Source organism: Pseudomonas sp. TE12234 (assembly GCF_054061835.1).
The window spans coordinates 73335-87849 of the sequence record NZ_JBSSEP010000010.1 but is presented as its reverse complement, the minus strand read 5'-3'; the positions used below and the strand labels follow the sequence as shown (position 1 = coordinate 87849).

Genomic DNA, 14515 nt, shown 5'->3' with positions numbered 1-14515 from the left:
GGCAGGCTCCCGTTTGTTATTAACCGACAGTGGAAGAAGGCGCCGATGCGCAGCGCCGGAATGACTGCAGATTAAGCCCCTGAAAAACGCCAAACAATCCGATAATCGACTGAGTGTTCGTTTATCGAACACATTGTTGTCTAACTACCGATCGTCGATCAGGTCGCATCCGCATGGCTGACCAAGCCCTTGATCACCACCGCCGTAGTGGCAAGGGCCGCCGGAATCACCAGCGCAGTCAGCACCTGTTCGAAGTTCCAGCCCAGGCCCAGCAACGTTGCGCCCATCCACGCACCAAGGATGGCGCCGAAGCGGCCAATGCCGAGCATCCACGACACCCCGGTGGCACGCCCCTGGGTCGGATAAAACCGCGCAGCCAGCGAAGGCATTGCCGATTGCGCACCGTTGACGCACATCCCGGCGATCAGCACCAGGGTCGCCAATATCGTGATGTTGCCCAGGCTCTGCCCCACCGCGTAGGCAAACACGCCGGCCAACAGGTAGAAAGTGCCGATGACCTTGTGCGGATTGAACCGGTCCATCGCCCAACCCACACCCACGGCGCTCAACACCCCGCCGAACTGGAACAGGGCTCCGATGAAGGCTGCCTGTTCCATGCTCGCGCCGCTGTCACGCATCAGGGTCGGCAACCAACTGGTCAGCAGGTACACAATCACCAGGCCCATGAAGTAGGTCAGCCACAACAACAAAGTGCCGACGCTGTAGGTGCCGGAAAAGATCACCGCGAACACGTTGCGCGCCTTCACGGTTTTCTGTTCGGGCACGCTGAAACTGGAAGCCTGGGCTACCACTGTCGGGTCAATCGGCGCCAGCGCCTTGCGCACTTTGTCGGTGCCACGGTTGCGCACGACGAGATAGCGCGCCGATTCCGGCAGCCACAGCAGCAACACGACACCGAGGATCAAGGGCAGGATCCCACCGATCAGCAACAGGCTGTGCCAGCCGAACGTCGGTATCAACTTGGCGGAGATGAATCCGCCCCCGGCCATGCCAAGGTTGAAACCGCAGAACATGCTGGTCACCAGCAAGGATTTCTTGCGCTCCGGGGTGTATTCCGACAGCAGGGTCGTGGCGTTGGGCATACCCGCCCCCAGTCCCAGGCCGGTCAGGAAACGCAGCACGAGCAACTGGTCGACATTGGTGCTGTAGGCCGAGGCCAGGCTAAACGCACCGAACAACAGCACCGCCCCCACCAATACGACTTTTCGCCCGAAGCGGTCAGCCAAGGGGCCGGAACCCAGTGCGCCGAAGACCATGCCGATCAGTGCCGCACTCATCACCGGGCCAAGGCTGGCCCGATCAATGCCCCAATCCTGGGACAGGGCCGGCGCTATAAACCCCATGGCGGCCGTGTCGAGGCCATCGAGGAAGACAATCAGGAAACACAGGATCACTACGCGCCACTGATAGCGCGAAATGGGTTGAGCGTTGATGAAGGACTGCACATCAAGGCAGTGACCTACAGCAGACTGAGGCTGGTTCATTGTTTTTATTCCACGCAAAAAACGCAGTCGAACAGCTGCCAGCCGCGGCTGACGCTGTTACTGGGAAAGGGGTGTCGGGATCAGGCGATCCAGGTCTGGCAAGAAAAACAACGGGAACGCCAGCAGGTGGGGAACATGCGCATAGGGGAGCCTCTTCTCATTATTATGGGGTCGTCGTCCGGCGCCGAATCGGCATCGACAGCGCCGGGTGACGCTGCCGCGACATTAATGAGCCTGAGGAAAGAGCGTCAATTCGCCAAACGCGACTCTGTGCGTTTATCGAACAGCTTAGGTGAACAGCTGGGAACTGAGGTCGCGGCTGGCACTCAGCAGGCCGGGCAGGAAGCGCTGCTCCAGTTCGTTGCGACTGACTCGCCCGGCGTGGGTGCTGACGTTCAGGGCCGCGACGACCTGGCCGGACGCGTCGTACACCGGAACGGCAATCGAGCGCAGCCCCTGTTCCAGCTCCTGATCGACGATGCACCAGCCCTGTTGCCGCACTTCTTGCAGGCACTCCAGCAGTGCTTCGGGGGTGTGGATGGTTCGACTGGTCTTGGCTTGCAGGTCGGCGTGGTCGAGATATTCACCCAGCGACGTGTCGTCCAGCGCAGCGAGCAGGATCCTGCCCATCGACGTGCAATAGGCCGGCAAGCGCCCGCCCACCGAGAGATCAACGGAAATCAGACGCTGAGTGGTCGCCGAACGGGCGATGTACAAAATGTCATCGCCTTCCAGGGTCGCCATGTTGCAGGCCTCATGCAGTTGCTCGCTCATGCGGTCCAGATACGGCTGGGCAGAGACTGCCAGCGGCGTGGAAGAGACATAGGCGTGCCCGAGGGTCAGCACTTTGGGTAGCAGGGAATAGGTGCGCCCATCGGTGGTGGCGTAGCCGAGTTTGATCAGCGTGTGCAGGCAACGGCGCACGGCGGCGCGGGGAATTTCCGTGCGATGACTGATCTGGGCGATGGTCAGGTGCCGCTTGCGCTCCTGGAATGCTTGCACGACGGCCAATCCACGCGCCAGGGAGGTCATGAAATCCGGATCGCCGGTCAGGGCCTGGATCCGCTTGGCTGGCGAGGCAACGATCGGCGGTGCCACTGAAGCGAAGGAGTTGCGCATTTGATCGTTCATTTAAGGTCCTTTTCCCACACGGATCAGCGACTATTACAAGCGGCTATCGACCTGCTATACAAGCCCGCACCGCCAACATTGGGCGATTATCGAACCATCGACCGATAATCGCAATTGACGCAGGCCCTGAACCGTACCCTCACTGACCGGGTCGTGCTGTCTTCCTTAATAAGCTTTTACCCAGGCGCCAATGCGGACTTCAGGCTTCGCTATAGTTGCCTTACTTGTTCGGCTTAATGGCGCCAGAAAGGCATCGCTGCAAAGTGATACCGGCCAACGATCTAGTTCACACTAAAAGTTGCCTGCAACAACACAATCACACATCAAGATCTACTTTTACTGAGTTGACGATAGTGTTCTGTGATTCGCTCGCTATAATACAAACAGTAGCCAAGCGGCATTTTATTCGCCGAACACGCTACCCGGTGGCGCGATGTTCCATCGCTGCTGCCCTCGGCAAGCGCCCGACGCTGACCGCACAAGGTTCGCCATCACGCTCGCCGAAATAGGATACTGATGCTACGTCAGCTGTTTATCTCTGGTGCCGTAGCCGCCTGCAAAACGGAAGTATCGATCACACAACCGAAAACGATGGTTTTCGAGCCTCGTTGGTTCGACGAGTGTGGTCAATACATTGAACGCAGCGCGATTCACCAGAATTCATCTCAACTCAATCAGGTAGCACTGTGACGAAAGACGAACTGCGCGCGGAACTTGAGCGCCAGGAACAACGTTACAAGGAAGTTTACGGCGGGGAAGTCACCACCTACGCCGCCCAACCCGAGCCGGAACGCAAACCCTGGCGTAAACGCGCCACCGTTCAGGATCAGGCTTTCATTCAGGAATTGCAGAAAATGGAAAAGGAACTCAAAGCCGAAGAGCCATGACTGCTTCGGCCTGAATCCTTTCAAGGGTCTGCATTTGCCCCCGTTAAAAGCGGGATGTACTGATGTTGCCTTTTACGCCCGCCACGAGCGGGCTGAAGCTATCTTGTCCATCGGACGAGGTAAAAGGCTCATATCTGACCCTCATTTCAGAATTTTCACACAAGTACCCAGCCCCGCCTGCCGGTGAGGGAAACCCTTGTGGCGCAAGGCTTTCCAAATAAATTCAACGACTTGTGAAACCCGAAAATTCGCTGACGCTTCGGGTATGGATACAAAATAATTCGTTGAAGAATGTTACCGATGAGCAGCAAGTGCATCGATTCACAGTCTTTTCTGGCATAATCGCGCCCCCTTATGACCGGGTCAGAAAACCTTCATGATCGATTTATTCAGCGGACTGGATGCTTGGGTGCTTGTGAGCCTCTTGCTCGCCCTGGCTTTTGTCCTCGCCTTCGAGTTCATCAATGGATTTCATGACACCGCTAACGCGGTCGCCACTGTTATCTACACCAAAGCAATGCCGCCCCATCTGGCCGTGTTTTTTTCCGGTGTGTTCAATTTCCTCGGCGTATTGCTGGGCGGCGTTGGCGTGGCGTATGCCATCGTTCACCTGCTGCCGGTGGAGCTGCTGATCAATGTGAATACCGGCCACGGCCTGGCAATGGTGTTCTCGTTGCTCGCCGCCGCCATCGCCTGGAACCTGGGCACCTGGTATTTCGGTATCCCCGCCTCCAGCTCCCACACCCTGATCGGCTCGATCCTCGGCGTCGGTCTGGCCAACGCCCTGATCAACGACATTCCGTTGGCCGACGGGGTGAACTGGCAGAAAGCGATTGATATCGGCGCATCGCTGGTGTTCTCGCCGATGGCGGGTTTCCTGATTGCCGCATTGATCCTGATCGGTCTCAAATGGTGGCGTCCGCTGTCGAAGATGCACAAGACACCGGAAGAGCGCCGCAAGATCGACGACAAGAAACACCCGCCGTTCTGGAACCGCCTGGTGCTGGTGATTTCGGCAATGGCCGTGAGTTTCGTGCACGGTTCCAACGATGGCCAGAAAGGTATTGGCCTGATCATGCTGGTATTGATCGGTATCGTGCCGGCGCAGTTCGTGCTTGACCTGAACAGCACCACTTACCAGATCGAGCGCACCCGCGACGCGACCCTGCACCTGAGCCAGTTCTACCAGCGCAATCACGAAACCCTGGGTGAGTTCCTGGCCTTGGGCAAGAGCGTGGAAGGCGATCTTCCGGAGAAATTCCGTTGCAACCCGCAACAGACCGAACCGACCATTACCGCCCTGCTCGGCACGCTCAAGGGCGTAGCCGACTACCACTCGCTGACGTCGGAACACCGCATCGAAGTTCGTCGCTACCTGCTCTGCCTGGACGACACGGCGAAGAAAGTCAGCAAGTTGCCTGGCCTGGCAGCACGAGAAAAAGCTGACCTGGACAAGCTGCGCAAAGATCTGACCACCACCACCGAATACGCCCCGTTCTGGGTGATTCTGGCGGTCGCACTGGCCCTCGGCCTGGGCACCATGGTCGGCTGGAAACGCGTGGTACTGACCATCGGCGAGAAGATCGGCAAGCAGGGCATGACCTACTCCCAGGGCATGTCGGCACAGATCACCACCGCGAGCCTGATCGGCATGGCCAACATCTTCAGCCTGCCGGTGTCCACGACTCACGTCCTGTCCTCGGGTGTGGCCGGTACCATGGTCGCCAACAAAAGCGGCCTGCAAGGCGGCACCGTCAGAAACATCCTGCTGGCCTGGGTTCTGACCCTGCCAGCCACGGTGGGCCTGTCGGCCGGTCTGTTCTGGCTGGCCTCGAAGGCACTCGGCAGCTGATACGCAGCCGAACGGAAAAGGCGCGCTCCGCAAGGACCGCGCCTTTTTTATTGCTGCAATTCTGCAGAAACAGCAATCCTCCTGTGTACGAGCCCTGCATTGTCGGTCAGTTTTTCGCAGACAAAAAAAAGGGCAACCGAAGTTGCCCAAAATGCCTTGCGTGCCCATTACATCGAGAAAGACTTACGGTTTTTTCCGCTTGTGCGAGTCCTTCCAGATAAACAATCCGAATCCTGCAAAAAAAACAAACATGAGGCTGACGGTCAGCACTCCAGCGATCACCACGTTGTCGAAAAACATGACGCGTCTCCTGCAGTTGCCTTGTTGCGATGGAATTAAGTTAACCAAACAGGCAGGAGAGAATATTGACCGGGATCAATGTCGCCCGATAACGGGGATAAAGGAGGGGAAAAACTGACCTACATCAATTAGCGCTACGGGTTTAACGCTTTTTCGGTTTGTTTTTTGGCTTTTTCTTGGCTTTGCCCAAAGGCATCGCTTGCTCGAACGCCTGGCGCACTTCATTCAGGCGTTTGTCATTAAGGTCATGGATACGCTTGGCGCGTTCGGCGTTGAGGTCGATCAGCTTGTCGTCTTGGCTCATGGCGTTAAGTGCATCGCTTGAATTGAGGGTGCGCTGCCGCATCGGTTGGCAGGATTTTGCCAATAATGCGGTCTGACGACGGCGCTGACCAGCCGCCAACTCAAATCTCGATATCCACCCACAAACCTTGACGGGGCTGATCCTCCATCAGTGGCGCCACCGGCACGGTGTTATCGGCGTTAAGTTCATCGCCCGGAATCGCCAGATGCGCTTCGGGGTCATCATCGGCTTCCCGACGGCGGCGCTGGCGTTCCTGCTGCCGACGCTGCTCCTCACGCAACAGCAAGGTAGCTTCGTCAGAATCGCGATGTTTCAGGTCGATCGTGCTGTCGCTGGAGCTCTCCTGCGCAGGAACCACGGGCGCGATGTCAGGGCGCGGACGGATCGGGTCATGCTGTGAGGTGATCGGTACGGCACTCAAGGGGAGCATCGGTGGCAGCATATTTATCAGTCTCCTGTGAGCAGGCTGTCGGCCGCGCAGAGGGCGACTTGAGCCATCGGTCGCAAACTGTGACCCAATTGGCACGAAAGAGTGCCCTTCCCCGCACACCTGACGTGGGTGGGCTAACGTAAGACTCAGAGTTTTTATGAGAGTCTTTTGGCCCTCAAGCCCTCATTCCGTTAAGATAGCCCGCTTTTTCAAGGTGGGAGTCAGGCAGCATGGCGCAGCAGTATCAACCGGGGCAACGCTGGATCAGTGACAGCGAAGCCGAGCTGGGTTTAGGCACCGTTCTGGCACAGGACGGCCGCTTGTTGACCGTGCTCTACCCGGCCACTGGCGACACCCGCCAGTACGCGCTACGGAATGCGCCCCTCACCCGCGTGCGGTTCTCGCCGGGTGACACCATCACTCACTTCGAAGGCTGGAAGCTGATCGTTCGCGAAGTCGACGACATCGATGGGTTGCTGGTCTATCACGGCCTCAACGCACAGAACGAAGTGGTCACCCTGCCGGAAACCCAACTGTCGAATTTCATCCAGTTCCGCCTGGCCAGCGACCGCCTGTTCGCCGGGCAGATCGACCCGCTGCCCTGGTTCTCCCTGCGCTATCACACCCTGGAACACACCAGCCGCCAATTGCAATCCGCGCTCTGGGGCCTGGGCGGCGTGCGTGCGCAACCGATCGCGCACCAGCTGCACATCGCCCGTGAAGTCGCCGACCGAATCGCTCCACGGGTTTTGCTGGCCGACGAAGTGGGTCTGGGCAAGACCATCGAAGCCGGTCTGGTGATCCATCGCCAATTGCTGTCGGGGCGCGCCAATCGCGTGCTGATCCTGGTGCCGGAGAACCTTCAGCACCAGTGGCTGGTGGAAATGCGTCGCCGTTTCAACCTGCAGGTCGCGCTGTTCGACGAAGAACGCTTCATCGAAAGCGATGCCGGCAACCCGTTCGAAGACACTCAGCTCGCGCTGGTGGCACTCGAATGGCTGGTGGAAGATGAAAAAGCCCAGGACGCACTGTTCGCAGCCGGTTGGGACCTGTTGGTTGTCGACGAAGCGCATCACCTGGTGTGGCACGAAGATCAGGTCAGCCCTGAATATTCGCTGGTCGAGCAACTTGCCGAAACCATCCCGGGCGTGCTGCTGCTGACCGCGACCCCGGAACAACTGGGTCAGGACAGCCACTTCGCCCGTCTGCGCCTGCTCGATCCAAACCGTTTCCATGATCTGCACGCCTTCCGCGCCGAGAGCGAAAACTATCGCCCGGTGGCCGAGGCCGTCCAGGAACTGCTGGACCAGGGGCGTCTGTCGCCTGAAGCGCACAAGACCATCCATGGCTTCCTCGGTAACGAAGGCGAAGCCCTGCTGAGCGCAGTCAACGATGGCGATACCGAAGCCAGCGCCCGTCTCGTGCGCGAACTGCTGGACCGTCACGGCACTGGCCGCGTGCTGTTCCGTAACACCCGCGCGGCCGTGCAGGGTTTCCCGGAGCGCAAACTGCATCCGTACCCGCTGCCGTGCCCGGACGAATACCTCGAGCTGCCATTGGGCGATCACGCCGAGCTCTACCCGGAAGTCAGCTTCCAGGCGCAGCCGGACGCCAACGAAGAAGAGCGCTGGTGGAAATTCGACCCGCGCGTCGAGTGGCTGATCGACACCCTGAAGATGCTCAAGCGCACCAAGGTGCTGGTGATCTGCGCCCACGCCGAAACCGCCATGGACCTGGAAGACGCCCTGCGCGTGCGCTCGGGCATTCCGGCCACGGTGTTCCACGAGGGCATGAACATCCTCGAACGTGACCGTGCCGCCGCTTACTTCGCCGACGAGGAATTTGGCGCGCAAGTGCTGATCTGCTCGGAAATCGGCAGCGAAGGCCGCAACTTCCAGTTCTCCCATCACCTGGTGCTGTTCGATCTGCCGTCGCACCCGGACCTGCTTGAACAACGTATCGGTCGCCTGGACCGGATCGGTCAGAAGCACGTCATCGAATTGCATGTGCCATACCTGGAAACCAGCCCGCAAGAGCGCCTGTTCCAGTGGTACCACGAAGCGCTGAACGCGTTCCTCAATACTTGCCCGACCGGCAACGCCCTGCAGCATCAATTCGGCCCGCGTCTGCTGCCGCTGCTGGAAGAAGCCGACGACGCTGAATGGCAAGCGCTGATCGACGAAGCCCGCACCGAGCGCGAGCGCCTGGAAGCCGAGTTGCACACCGGCCGCGACCGTTTGCTGGAACTCAATTCCGGTGGCGCTGGCGAAGGTGATGCACTGGTCGAAGCCATCCTCGAGCAAGACGATCAATTCACCCTGCCGATCTACATGGAAACCCTGTTCGATGCATTTGGCATCGACAGCGAAGACCATTCGGAAAACGCCCTGATCCTCAAGCCGAGCGAGAAAATGCTCGACGCCAGCTTCCCGCTGGGCGACGACGAAGGCGTGACCATCACCTACGACCGCAACCAGGCGCTGTCCCGCGAGGACATGCAGTTCATCACCTGGGAACACCCGATGGTTCAGGGCGGCATGGATTTGGTGCTGTCCGGCTCCATGGGTAACACCGCCGTGGCACTGATCAAGAACAAGGCGCTGAAACCCGGCACGGTGTTGCTCGAATTGCTCTATGTCAGCGAAGTGGTTGCCCCGCGTTCGCTGCAACTGGGCCGCTACCTGCCACCGGCCGCCCTGCGCTGCCTGCTCGACCCGAACGGTAACGACTTGTCGGCCCGGGTGTCGTTCGAGACCTTGAACGATCAGCTGGAAAGCGTACCGCGCGCCAGCGCCAACAAATTCATCCAGGCCCAGCGCGATCAGCTGACGCCACGGATCAATGCTGGCGAAGACAAGATCTACCCGCGTCACGCCGAGCGTGTGGCCGAGGCGCAACGTCGTCTGGCGGCCGATACCGATGAAGAACTGGCTCGCCTGACCGCCTTGCAAGCGGTCAACCCGACCGTACGTGACAGCGAACTGGTTGCCCTGCGCAAACAACGCGAGCAAGGCCTGGCCATGCTCGACAAGGCCGCGCTACGACTGGAAGCGATCCGGGTGTTGGTGGCGGGTTAAATCCCCTGCTCCACCGCTATAAATGAAAAGGCCCGCAGCGATGCGGGCCTTTTTTTTGTTACCTGAATTTCATCGGCTGCTGCTGATGGCCTCTTCGCGAGCAAGCCCGCTCATACGGTGTTCGAGTCGTGCACAGAATCTGTAAATACCTCAACACCCGTGGGAGCGATCTTGCTCGCGAAAGTCATTATGCAGTCGCTGCAACCCCGTCTGGCTCGACCACAGCAATCAACCCCTCCTTCATCCGCTTGGCATCGCGCACAAAACACCGCGAAGCCAGGAACAGAAACACCATGGTGAAAAACAGCGCCACCGGGATCAGGTACATCGCATCATGCAGGCCGACGGCCTTGAACGCCTCGGTCATCTGTTCGGCACCGGCGGCAAGCATCGCTGTATGGGCGAAGTGATCAGACAACGCGCCCACCACCACCGGACCCAGTCCACCGCCCAGCAGGTACAACCCGGCAAAAAACAGCGCCATGGCCGTCGCCCGCAGGCGCGGTTCGACCACGTCCTGAATCGCCGTGTACACGCAGGTGTAAAAGTTATAGGCAAACAACCAGCCCAGACTGAACACCGCCACGAATACGCCAATATCGATTCGCCCCGAATGCAGCGCCCAGGCCGTGCACAGGGTCGAGATAATCAGGCTCACCGCGGCAAACAGCAGACGTCCATTGGCGACGCGCTGATGAATCTTGTCCGCGACCCAGCCACCCAGCGTCAGGCCGACCAACCCGGTCACACCAACAATCACACCGGTCGCCACCGCCGCCTCCTGCAACGGCATCAGGAAGTAACGCTGCAGCATCGGCACCAGAAACGAGTTGCAGGCATAGGTCGCGAAGTTGAAGCAAAGACCGGCCAACACCAGCCACAGGAAAGTCGGCACCGCCAGCACCCGGCGAATTGGTCGGTCTACGCGCTCCTGCGAGACCTGTACGCTCTCGGCAGCGCCCCGTTTCGGCTCTTTGATGAAGAACATGAAGACCGCCAGGATCAGTCCCGGCACGGCAGCGATGAAGAACGGTGCGCGCCAGCTGTCGAATGCCTTGACCATCGCACCGATGGTGAAGAACGCCAGCAACAGCCCCAAAGGCAGGCCAAGCATGAAGATACCCATGGCCCGCGCCCGCCGGTGAGCCGGAAACAAATCGCCGATCAACGAGTTGGCGGCGGGCGCGTAACTGGCCTCACCGATGCCGATGCCCATGCGCACGACCAGGAAACTCCAGAAACTGCCCACCATGCCGTTGACTGCCGTCAACCCGCTCCACACGGCCAGCCCCCAGCCCATCAACTTGCTGCGCGAACCGGTATCGGCCATCCGCCCCAATGGCAGGCCGGCGATGGCGTAGACGAGGGTGAATGCAGTGCCGATGATCCCCAGTTGAAAGTCGCTGAGGTGCCATTCCATGCGGATCGGCTCAATGATGATGGCCGGGATGGTGCGGTCGAAAAAGTTGAACAGGTTGGCCAGGAACAGCAGGAACAGAATGCGCCAGGCATTCGCCGCTTGGGTCGAGTTCTGCATGGGTCCATCTCTTTTATTGTTATGGGGCTTCACTGCCAGCGCATCCGAGCCCGGAGTTTGCAATCTAGTCAGCCCCTCCAATGCTGTCTGTCATTATTCGCAAGACTGATACCCAACCATGGGGACGGGCGCAGCCCATGCAACAATTTATTTCCAAACGCTCTAAACCTAATTCCAAAAAGGTTGGGTTCAATTAGCCACTACGGCTTGCGCTTCGCACATGGCTTCTATACTCCAATGCATTCGCCAGCGCCGATTGCGCGGGCCGGGATGATCTTGATGGGGCATGCTATGGAGTGGCTTGGTTTGCATTTCATTACCGAGCTATCGGAAAGCGGGCAAGTCATACTCAATTGCATGCACGACCCATTTCTGGTGTTACTGGCCTATCTGGTCGCCTGTGCTGGCAGTTTTGCCACACTGGACATGGCCGAGCGGGTTGCCCATGCAGATAACCCTTCCTCCCAACGCCTTTGGCGCTGGGTCGGTGCCGGATGCCTGGCGGGCGGTATCTGGGCCATGCATTTCATTGGCATGCTCGCGTTCAAAGTGCCGGTGGATGTTCATTTCCAACTGCCCGTTACTTTGTTGTCCCTGTTGATCGCCCTGCTCACCTCCTGGCTGGTGATGTACACCCTCAGCCGTCCCGCCCTGAGCTTTTGGCGATGCCTTAAGGCATCGGTCTGGATCGGCATGGGCATCTCGACCATGCATTACGTGGGCATGGGTGCCATGAAGTCGCAGGCGATGGTCTACTACCAGCCAGTGTTGTTCGCGCTATCCATACTGGTCGCGATAGGCGCCAGTCTGGCGGCACTGTTACTGGCTCGCCATTTGCGCAACGGCACCGGGATGTTTCATCAGTTGCTCAAGTACAGCGCGAGCCTGGTGCTCGGGGCCGGCATCATCAGCATGCACTTCACGGGAATGGCGGCCTTCAATCTGGCGCTGCCAAGCGGCACCCCCTTGCCGCAGCCGGGGGAACACAACCACCTGCAGCTGGGGGTGACTGTCGCGATCATGACGCTGCTCATCATTGGCAGCTGCATCAGCGCAGCCCTGGCGGACAAGAAACTGCAAATCAAGGATCACGATTTGCAACGGGTGAACTCGTTGCTCAGCCAACTCGACCAGGCTCGAGTATCCCTGCAACAGGTCGCGCATTACGATGCCTTGACCAGCCTGATCAACCGACGCGGCTTCAACCAGATTTTCGCCGAGAAGCTCATCGAGAAAACCCACGAAGGCGGCATGCTCGCGGTCCTGTTCCTCGACATCGACCATTTCAAGAGGATCAACGACAGCCTTGGCCATGACGCTGGAGACGAACTGCTCAAGGTACTGGCCAGCCACATCAAGGCCTCGGTGCGCAGCCACGAAGATGTGGTTGCGCGCTTCGGTGGCGACGAGTTCTGCATCCTCATCGATCTGCACGATCGCGACGAGGCCCGGCAGATGGCCCAGCGCATCATGCAGAAAATGAAAGACCCCATCGAACTGGCCGGACGGCGCATGGTGATGACCACCAGCATCGGCATCAGCGTGTTCCCGGAGGACGGCAAGACTTGCGAGGAGCTGCTGAAGAATGCCGACCTGGCGCTGTATCAGTCCAAGGGTAGCGGGCGTAACGGCTTGAATTTTTTCAGCGCCAATCTCAAGGCCCGGGCCACGCTGGAGCTGCAACTGGAAGAAGAGCTGCGCCATGCCTTGCGAGAAGATGCCGGCCTGATGCTCTATTACCAACCCATCTACGACCTGAAGACCGGGCAAGTCAGCAAGCTTGAAGCGTTGATTCGCTGGCAGCATCCGATCCACGGATTTCTCGCACCGGACCGCTTCATTCCCATCGCCGAAGCCAATGGCCTGATCACCGAACTCGACAAGTGGGTGCTGCGCAAGGCCTGCGAGGACCTCGGCGAGCTATCGCGCCAGGGCCGCGAAACCCTGAAGATCGCCGTGAATTGCTCCCCCCTGACCCTCGTGCGCGAAGAGTTGCCCAGTGAAATCGAGCAGGCGCTGCGCAGTGCCGGGGTCGCACCGCAACGGCTGGAGCTGGAGGTGACCGAGCATGCCCTGATGGGCAAAATCGCCGATACGCTGGTGTTGCTGCAGCAGATTCGCGCCCTGGGCGTGTCGCTGTCGATCGATGACTTTGGCACCGGCTACTCGTCCCTCGCGTACCTCAAGCGCTTGCCACTCAACACATTGAAGATCGATCGCTCGTTCATTGTCGACATCCCCAAGTCCGCCCAGGACATGGAAATCGTCCAGGCCATTATCGTGATGGCCCACACCCTGCACCTGGAAGTGGTCACTGAGGGCGTCGAGACTTTCGAGCAGTACCAGCTTCTCGAACACCACGGCTGCGACTACGTCCAGGGCTACCTGCTCAGCCGCCCGATACCACTGGCTGGCTTACGTCCGGTGCTGGATGAAATCAACCAGCGCAGGCACACCTTCAGCGTTACGCCCCTGAGCCTGGTTCACGGTACAACTGCACTAATGTAGCGGGATCTTTTTCCAGGAAACCCTGACTGCCATGCAATCGCATCAACTGCGCTGCCAGGCCACTGATCGGCGTTGCCGAGCCTTGCTCGCGGGAAAACTTCACCGCTGTATCCAGATCCTTGAGCAGGGTTCGCACGTGCCATTTGACCGGTTCGAAACGGCTGTCAGCCATTTGCGGGCCGAGGATCTGCAAGGGTTTCGAGTCGGCAAAGCCACCGGCCAGCGCCTCGGCGATCAGACTCGCATCGACACCGGAGCGCTCAGCCAGCGCCACCACTTCGGCAATCACCAGGGCGTTGCACGCCACGATCATCTGGTTGCAGGCCTTGGTCACCTGCCCCGCGCCGACTGCGCCCATGTGCGTCACTCGCTGACCCAGGCTCAATAAAACAGGCTTGACCCGCTCAAGGTTTGCCGCATCGCCACCGACCATGATCGCCAGACTGCCGGCCTCGGCACCGACCACGCCGCCGGATACCGGCGCATCCAGCCAGCCCATACCGGTTTTACTGACAAGCTCCGAAGCCATTTCCCGCGTTGCGGTAGGCTCCAGGCTGGAAAAATCCACCAGCAACTGGCCCTTTTTCGCGCCCTCGACAACCCCTGCCACACCAAAAACCACCTCACGTACCACCGAGGTGTCAGCCAGGCACAGCATCACCACATCGGCGTGCTGGCACAGCTCGGCGGGCGTCGCGACCTGGCGAGCGCCGGCTTCGACCAGTGATGCGCACTTGGCCGGATGACGGTTCCACACCGTCAGCGGATAACCCGCCGCCAGCAGGCGCCGGCACATCGGCAACCCCATCAAACCGATACCGGCGAACCCCAACGAAGGTAGCGTTGACATCATTTGGCCTCCTTTTGATTAAAGATCGCTGAATAGTGGCCGATTCATCATGACTTAGGAAAGGATTCTCCCGAGCGACGTTCAGGCCACGGCCACTGACGCTTGGACCCAATACGCGCTGAAAAAAGACGCGA

The 14515-nt window shown here is 59.3% G+C and carries 11 protein-coding genes; 4 read left to right on the top strand and 7 right to left on the bottom strand.

Annotation, left to right across the window (positions count from 1 at the left end; translation table 11 throughout):
- Positions 1–158: 158 nt before the first annotated feature.
- Positions 159–1505, bottom strand: coding sequence for an MFS transporter (locus ACVWYU_RS17010; protein ID WP_090317181.1), 1347 nt, complete (start codon positions 1503–1505; stop codon positions 159–161).
- A gap of 288 nt (positions 1506–1793) precedes the next feature.
- Positions 1794–2636, bottom strand: a complete 843-nt coding sequence (gene pcaR, locus ACVWYU_RS17005; protein ID WP_090317180.1) for a pca regulon transcriptional regulator PcaR — start codon at positions 2634–2636, stop codon at positions 1794–1796.
- 686 nt (positions 2637–3322) lie between these two features.
- Here pcaR and ACVWYU_RS17000 point away from each other — a divergent pair.
- Together ACVWYU_RS17000 and ACVWYU_RS16995 are read left to right on the top strand one after the other, a co-directional pair.
- Positions 3323–3523 carry a hypothetical protein gene (locus ACVWYU_RS17000; protein ID WP_090317178.1) on the top strand — a complete coding sequence of 67 codons (201 nt, stop codon included), beginning with the start codon at positions 3323–3325 and terminating at the stop codon, positions 3521–3523.
- Between the two features lie 376 nt (positions 3524–3899).
- Positions 3900–5375: an inorganic phosphate transporter gene (locus ACVWYU_RS16995; RefSeq protein ID WP_090317175.1), complete on the top strand. Its 1476-nt coding sequence runs from the start codon at positions 3900–3902 to the stop codon at positions 5373–5375.
- Between the two features lie 183 nt (positions 5376–5558).
- Here ACVWYU_RS16995 and ccoM read toward each other — a convergent pair whose 3' ends face one another.
- The 3 genes from ccoM to ACVWYU_RS16980 all read right to left on the bottom strand — a co-directional run bounded on the left by ccoM (position 5559) and on the right by ACVWYU_RS16980 (position 6421).
- Complete coding sequence (ccoM, locus tag ACVWYU_RS16990) at positions 5559–5675, bottom strand: cytochrome c oxidase subunit CcoM (protein ID WP_046816669.1); 117 nt, start codon at positions 5673–5675, stop codon at positions 5559–5561.
- A gap of 142 nt (positions 5676–5817) precedes the next feature.
- Positions 5818–5979 (bottom strand): hypothetical protein, encoded by a 162-nt coding sequence (locus ACVWYU_RS16985; protein ID WP_007998358.1) that lies wholly within the window; start codon positions 5977–5979, stop codon positions 5818–5820.
- A 100-nt stretch (positions 5980–6079) separates the two neighbouring features.
- A complete protein-coding gene (locus ACVWYU_RS16980; RefSeq protein ID WP_247254821.1) occupies positions 6080–6421 on the bottom strand; it encodes an aspartate-semialdehyde dehydrogenase in 342 nt (113 codons plus the stop codon).
- Between the two features lie 218 nt (positions 6422–6639).
- Here ACVWYU_RS16980 and rapA point away from each other — a divergent pair, with 218 nt between their 5' ends.
- Positions 6640–9486 (top strand): RNA polymerase-associated protein RapA, encoded by a 2847-nt coding sequence (rapA, locus tag ACVWYU_RS16975; protein WP_090317171.1) that lies wholly within the window; start codon positions 6640–6642, stop codon positions 9484–9486.
- Between the two features lie 187 nt (positions 9487–9673).
- On the opposite strand, the gene ACVWYU_RS16970 is transcribed toward rapA, so the two are convergent.
- Positions 9674–11023 carry a spinster family MFS transporter gene (locus ACVWYU_RS16970; protein ID WP_457373220.1) on the bottom strand — a complete coding sequence of 450 codons (1350 nt, stop codon included), beginning with the start codon at positions 11021–11023 and terminating at the stop codon, positions 9674–9676.
- Between the two features lie 291 nt (positions 11024–11314).
- Here ACVWYU_RS16970 and ACVWYU_RS16965 point away from each other — a divergent pair, with 291 nt between their 5' ends.
- Positions 11315–13531, top strand: a complete 2217-nt coding sequence (locus tag ACVWYU_RS16965) for a putative bifunctional diguanylate cyclase/phosphodiesterase (protein ID WP_457373283.1) — start codon at positions 11315–11317, stop codon at positions 13529–13531.
- On the opposite strand, the gene ACVWYU_RS16960 is transcribed toward ACVWYU_RS16965, so the two are convergent.
- Positions 13488–14384 carry an NAD(P)-dependent oxidoreductase gene (locus ACVWYU_RS16960; protein WP_457373219.1) on the bottom strand — a complete coding sequence of 299 codons (897 nt, stop codon included), beginning with the start codon at positions 14382–14384 and terminating at the stop codon, positions 13488–13490. The genes ACVWYU_RS16965 and ACVWYU_RS16960 overlap by 44 nt on opposite strands.
- Positions 14385–14515 lie beyond the last annotated feature (131 nt).

Excerpts from the sequence above, each read along its gene's own strand:
- ACVWYU_RS17010 (WP_090317181.1), bottom strand. The coding sequence starts at position 1,505 with ATGAACCAGCCTCAGTCTGCTGTAGGTCACTGCCTTGATGTGCAGTCC.
- pcaR (WP_090317180.1), bottom strand. The coding sequence starts at position 2,636 with ATGAACGATCAAATGCGCAACTCCTTCGCTTCAGTGGCACCGCCGATC.
- ACVWYU_RS16995 (WP_090317175.1), top strand. The coding sequence starts at position 3,900 with ATGATCGATTTATTCAGCGGACTGGATGCTTGGGTGCTTGTGAGCCTC.
- ccoM (WP_046816669.1), bottom strand. The coding sequence starts at position 5,675 with ATGTTTTTCGACAACGTGGTGATCGCTGGAGTGCTGACCGTCAGCCTC.
- ACVWYU_RS16985 (WP_007998358.1), bottom strand. The coding sequence starts at position 5,979 with ATGAGCCAAGACGACAAGCTGATCGACCTCAACGCCGAACGCGCCAAG.
- ACVWYU_RS16980 (WP_247254821.1), bottom strand. The coding sequence starts at position 6,421 with ATGCTGCCACCGATGCTCCCCTTGAGTGCCGTACCGATCACCTCACAG.
- rapA (WP_090317171.1), top strand. The coding sequence starts at position 6,640 with ATGGCGCAGCAGTATCAACCGGGGCAACGCTGGATCAGTGACAGCGAA.
- ACVWYU_RS16970 (WP_457373220.1), bottom strand. The coding sequence starts at position 11,023 with ATGCAGAACTCGACCCAAGCGGCGAATGCCTGGCGCATTCTGTTCCTG.
- ACVWYU_RS16965 (WP_457373283.1), top strand. The coding sequence starts at position 11,315 with ATGGAGTGGCTTGGTTTGCATTTCATTACCGAGCTATCGGAAAGCGGG.
- ACVWYU_RS16960 (WP_457373219.1), bottom strand. The coding sequence starts at position 14,384 with ATGATGTCAACGCTACCTTCGTTGGGGTTCGCCGGTATCGGTTTGATG.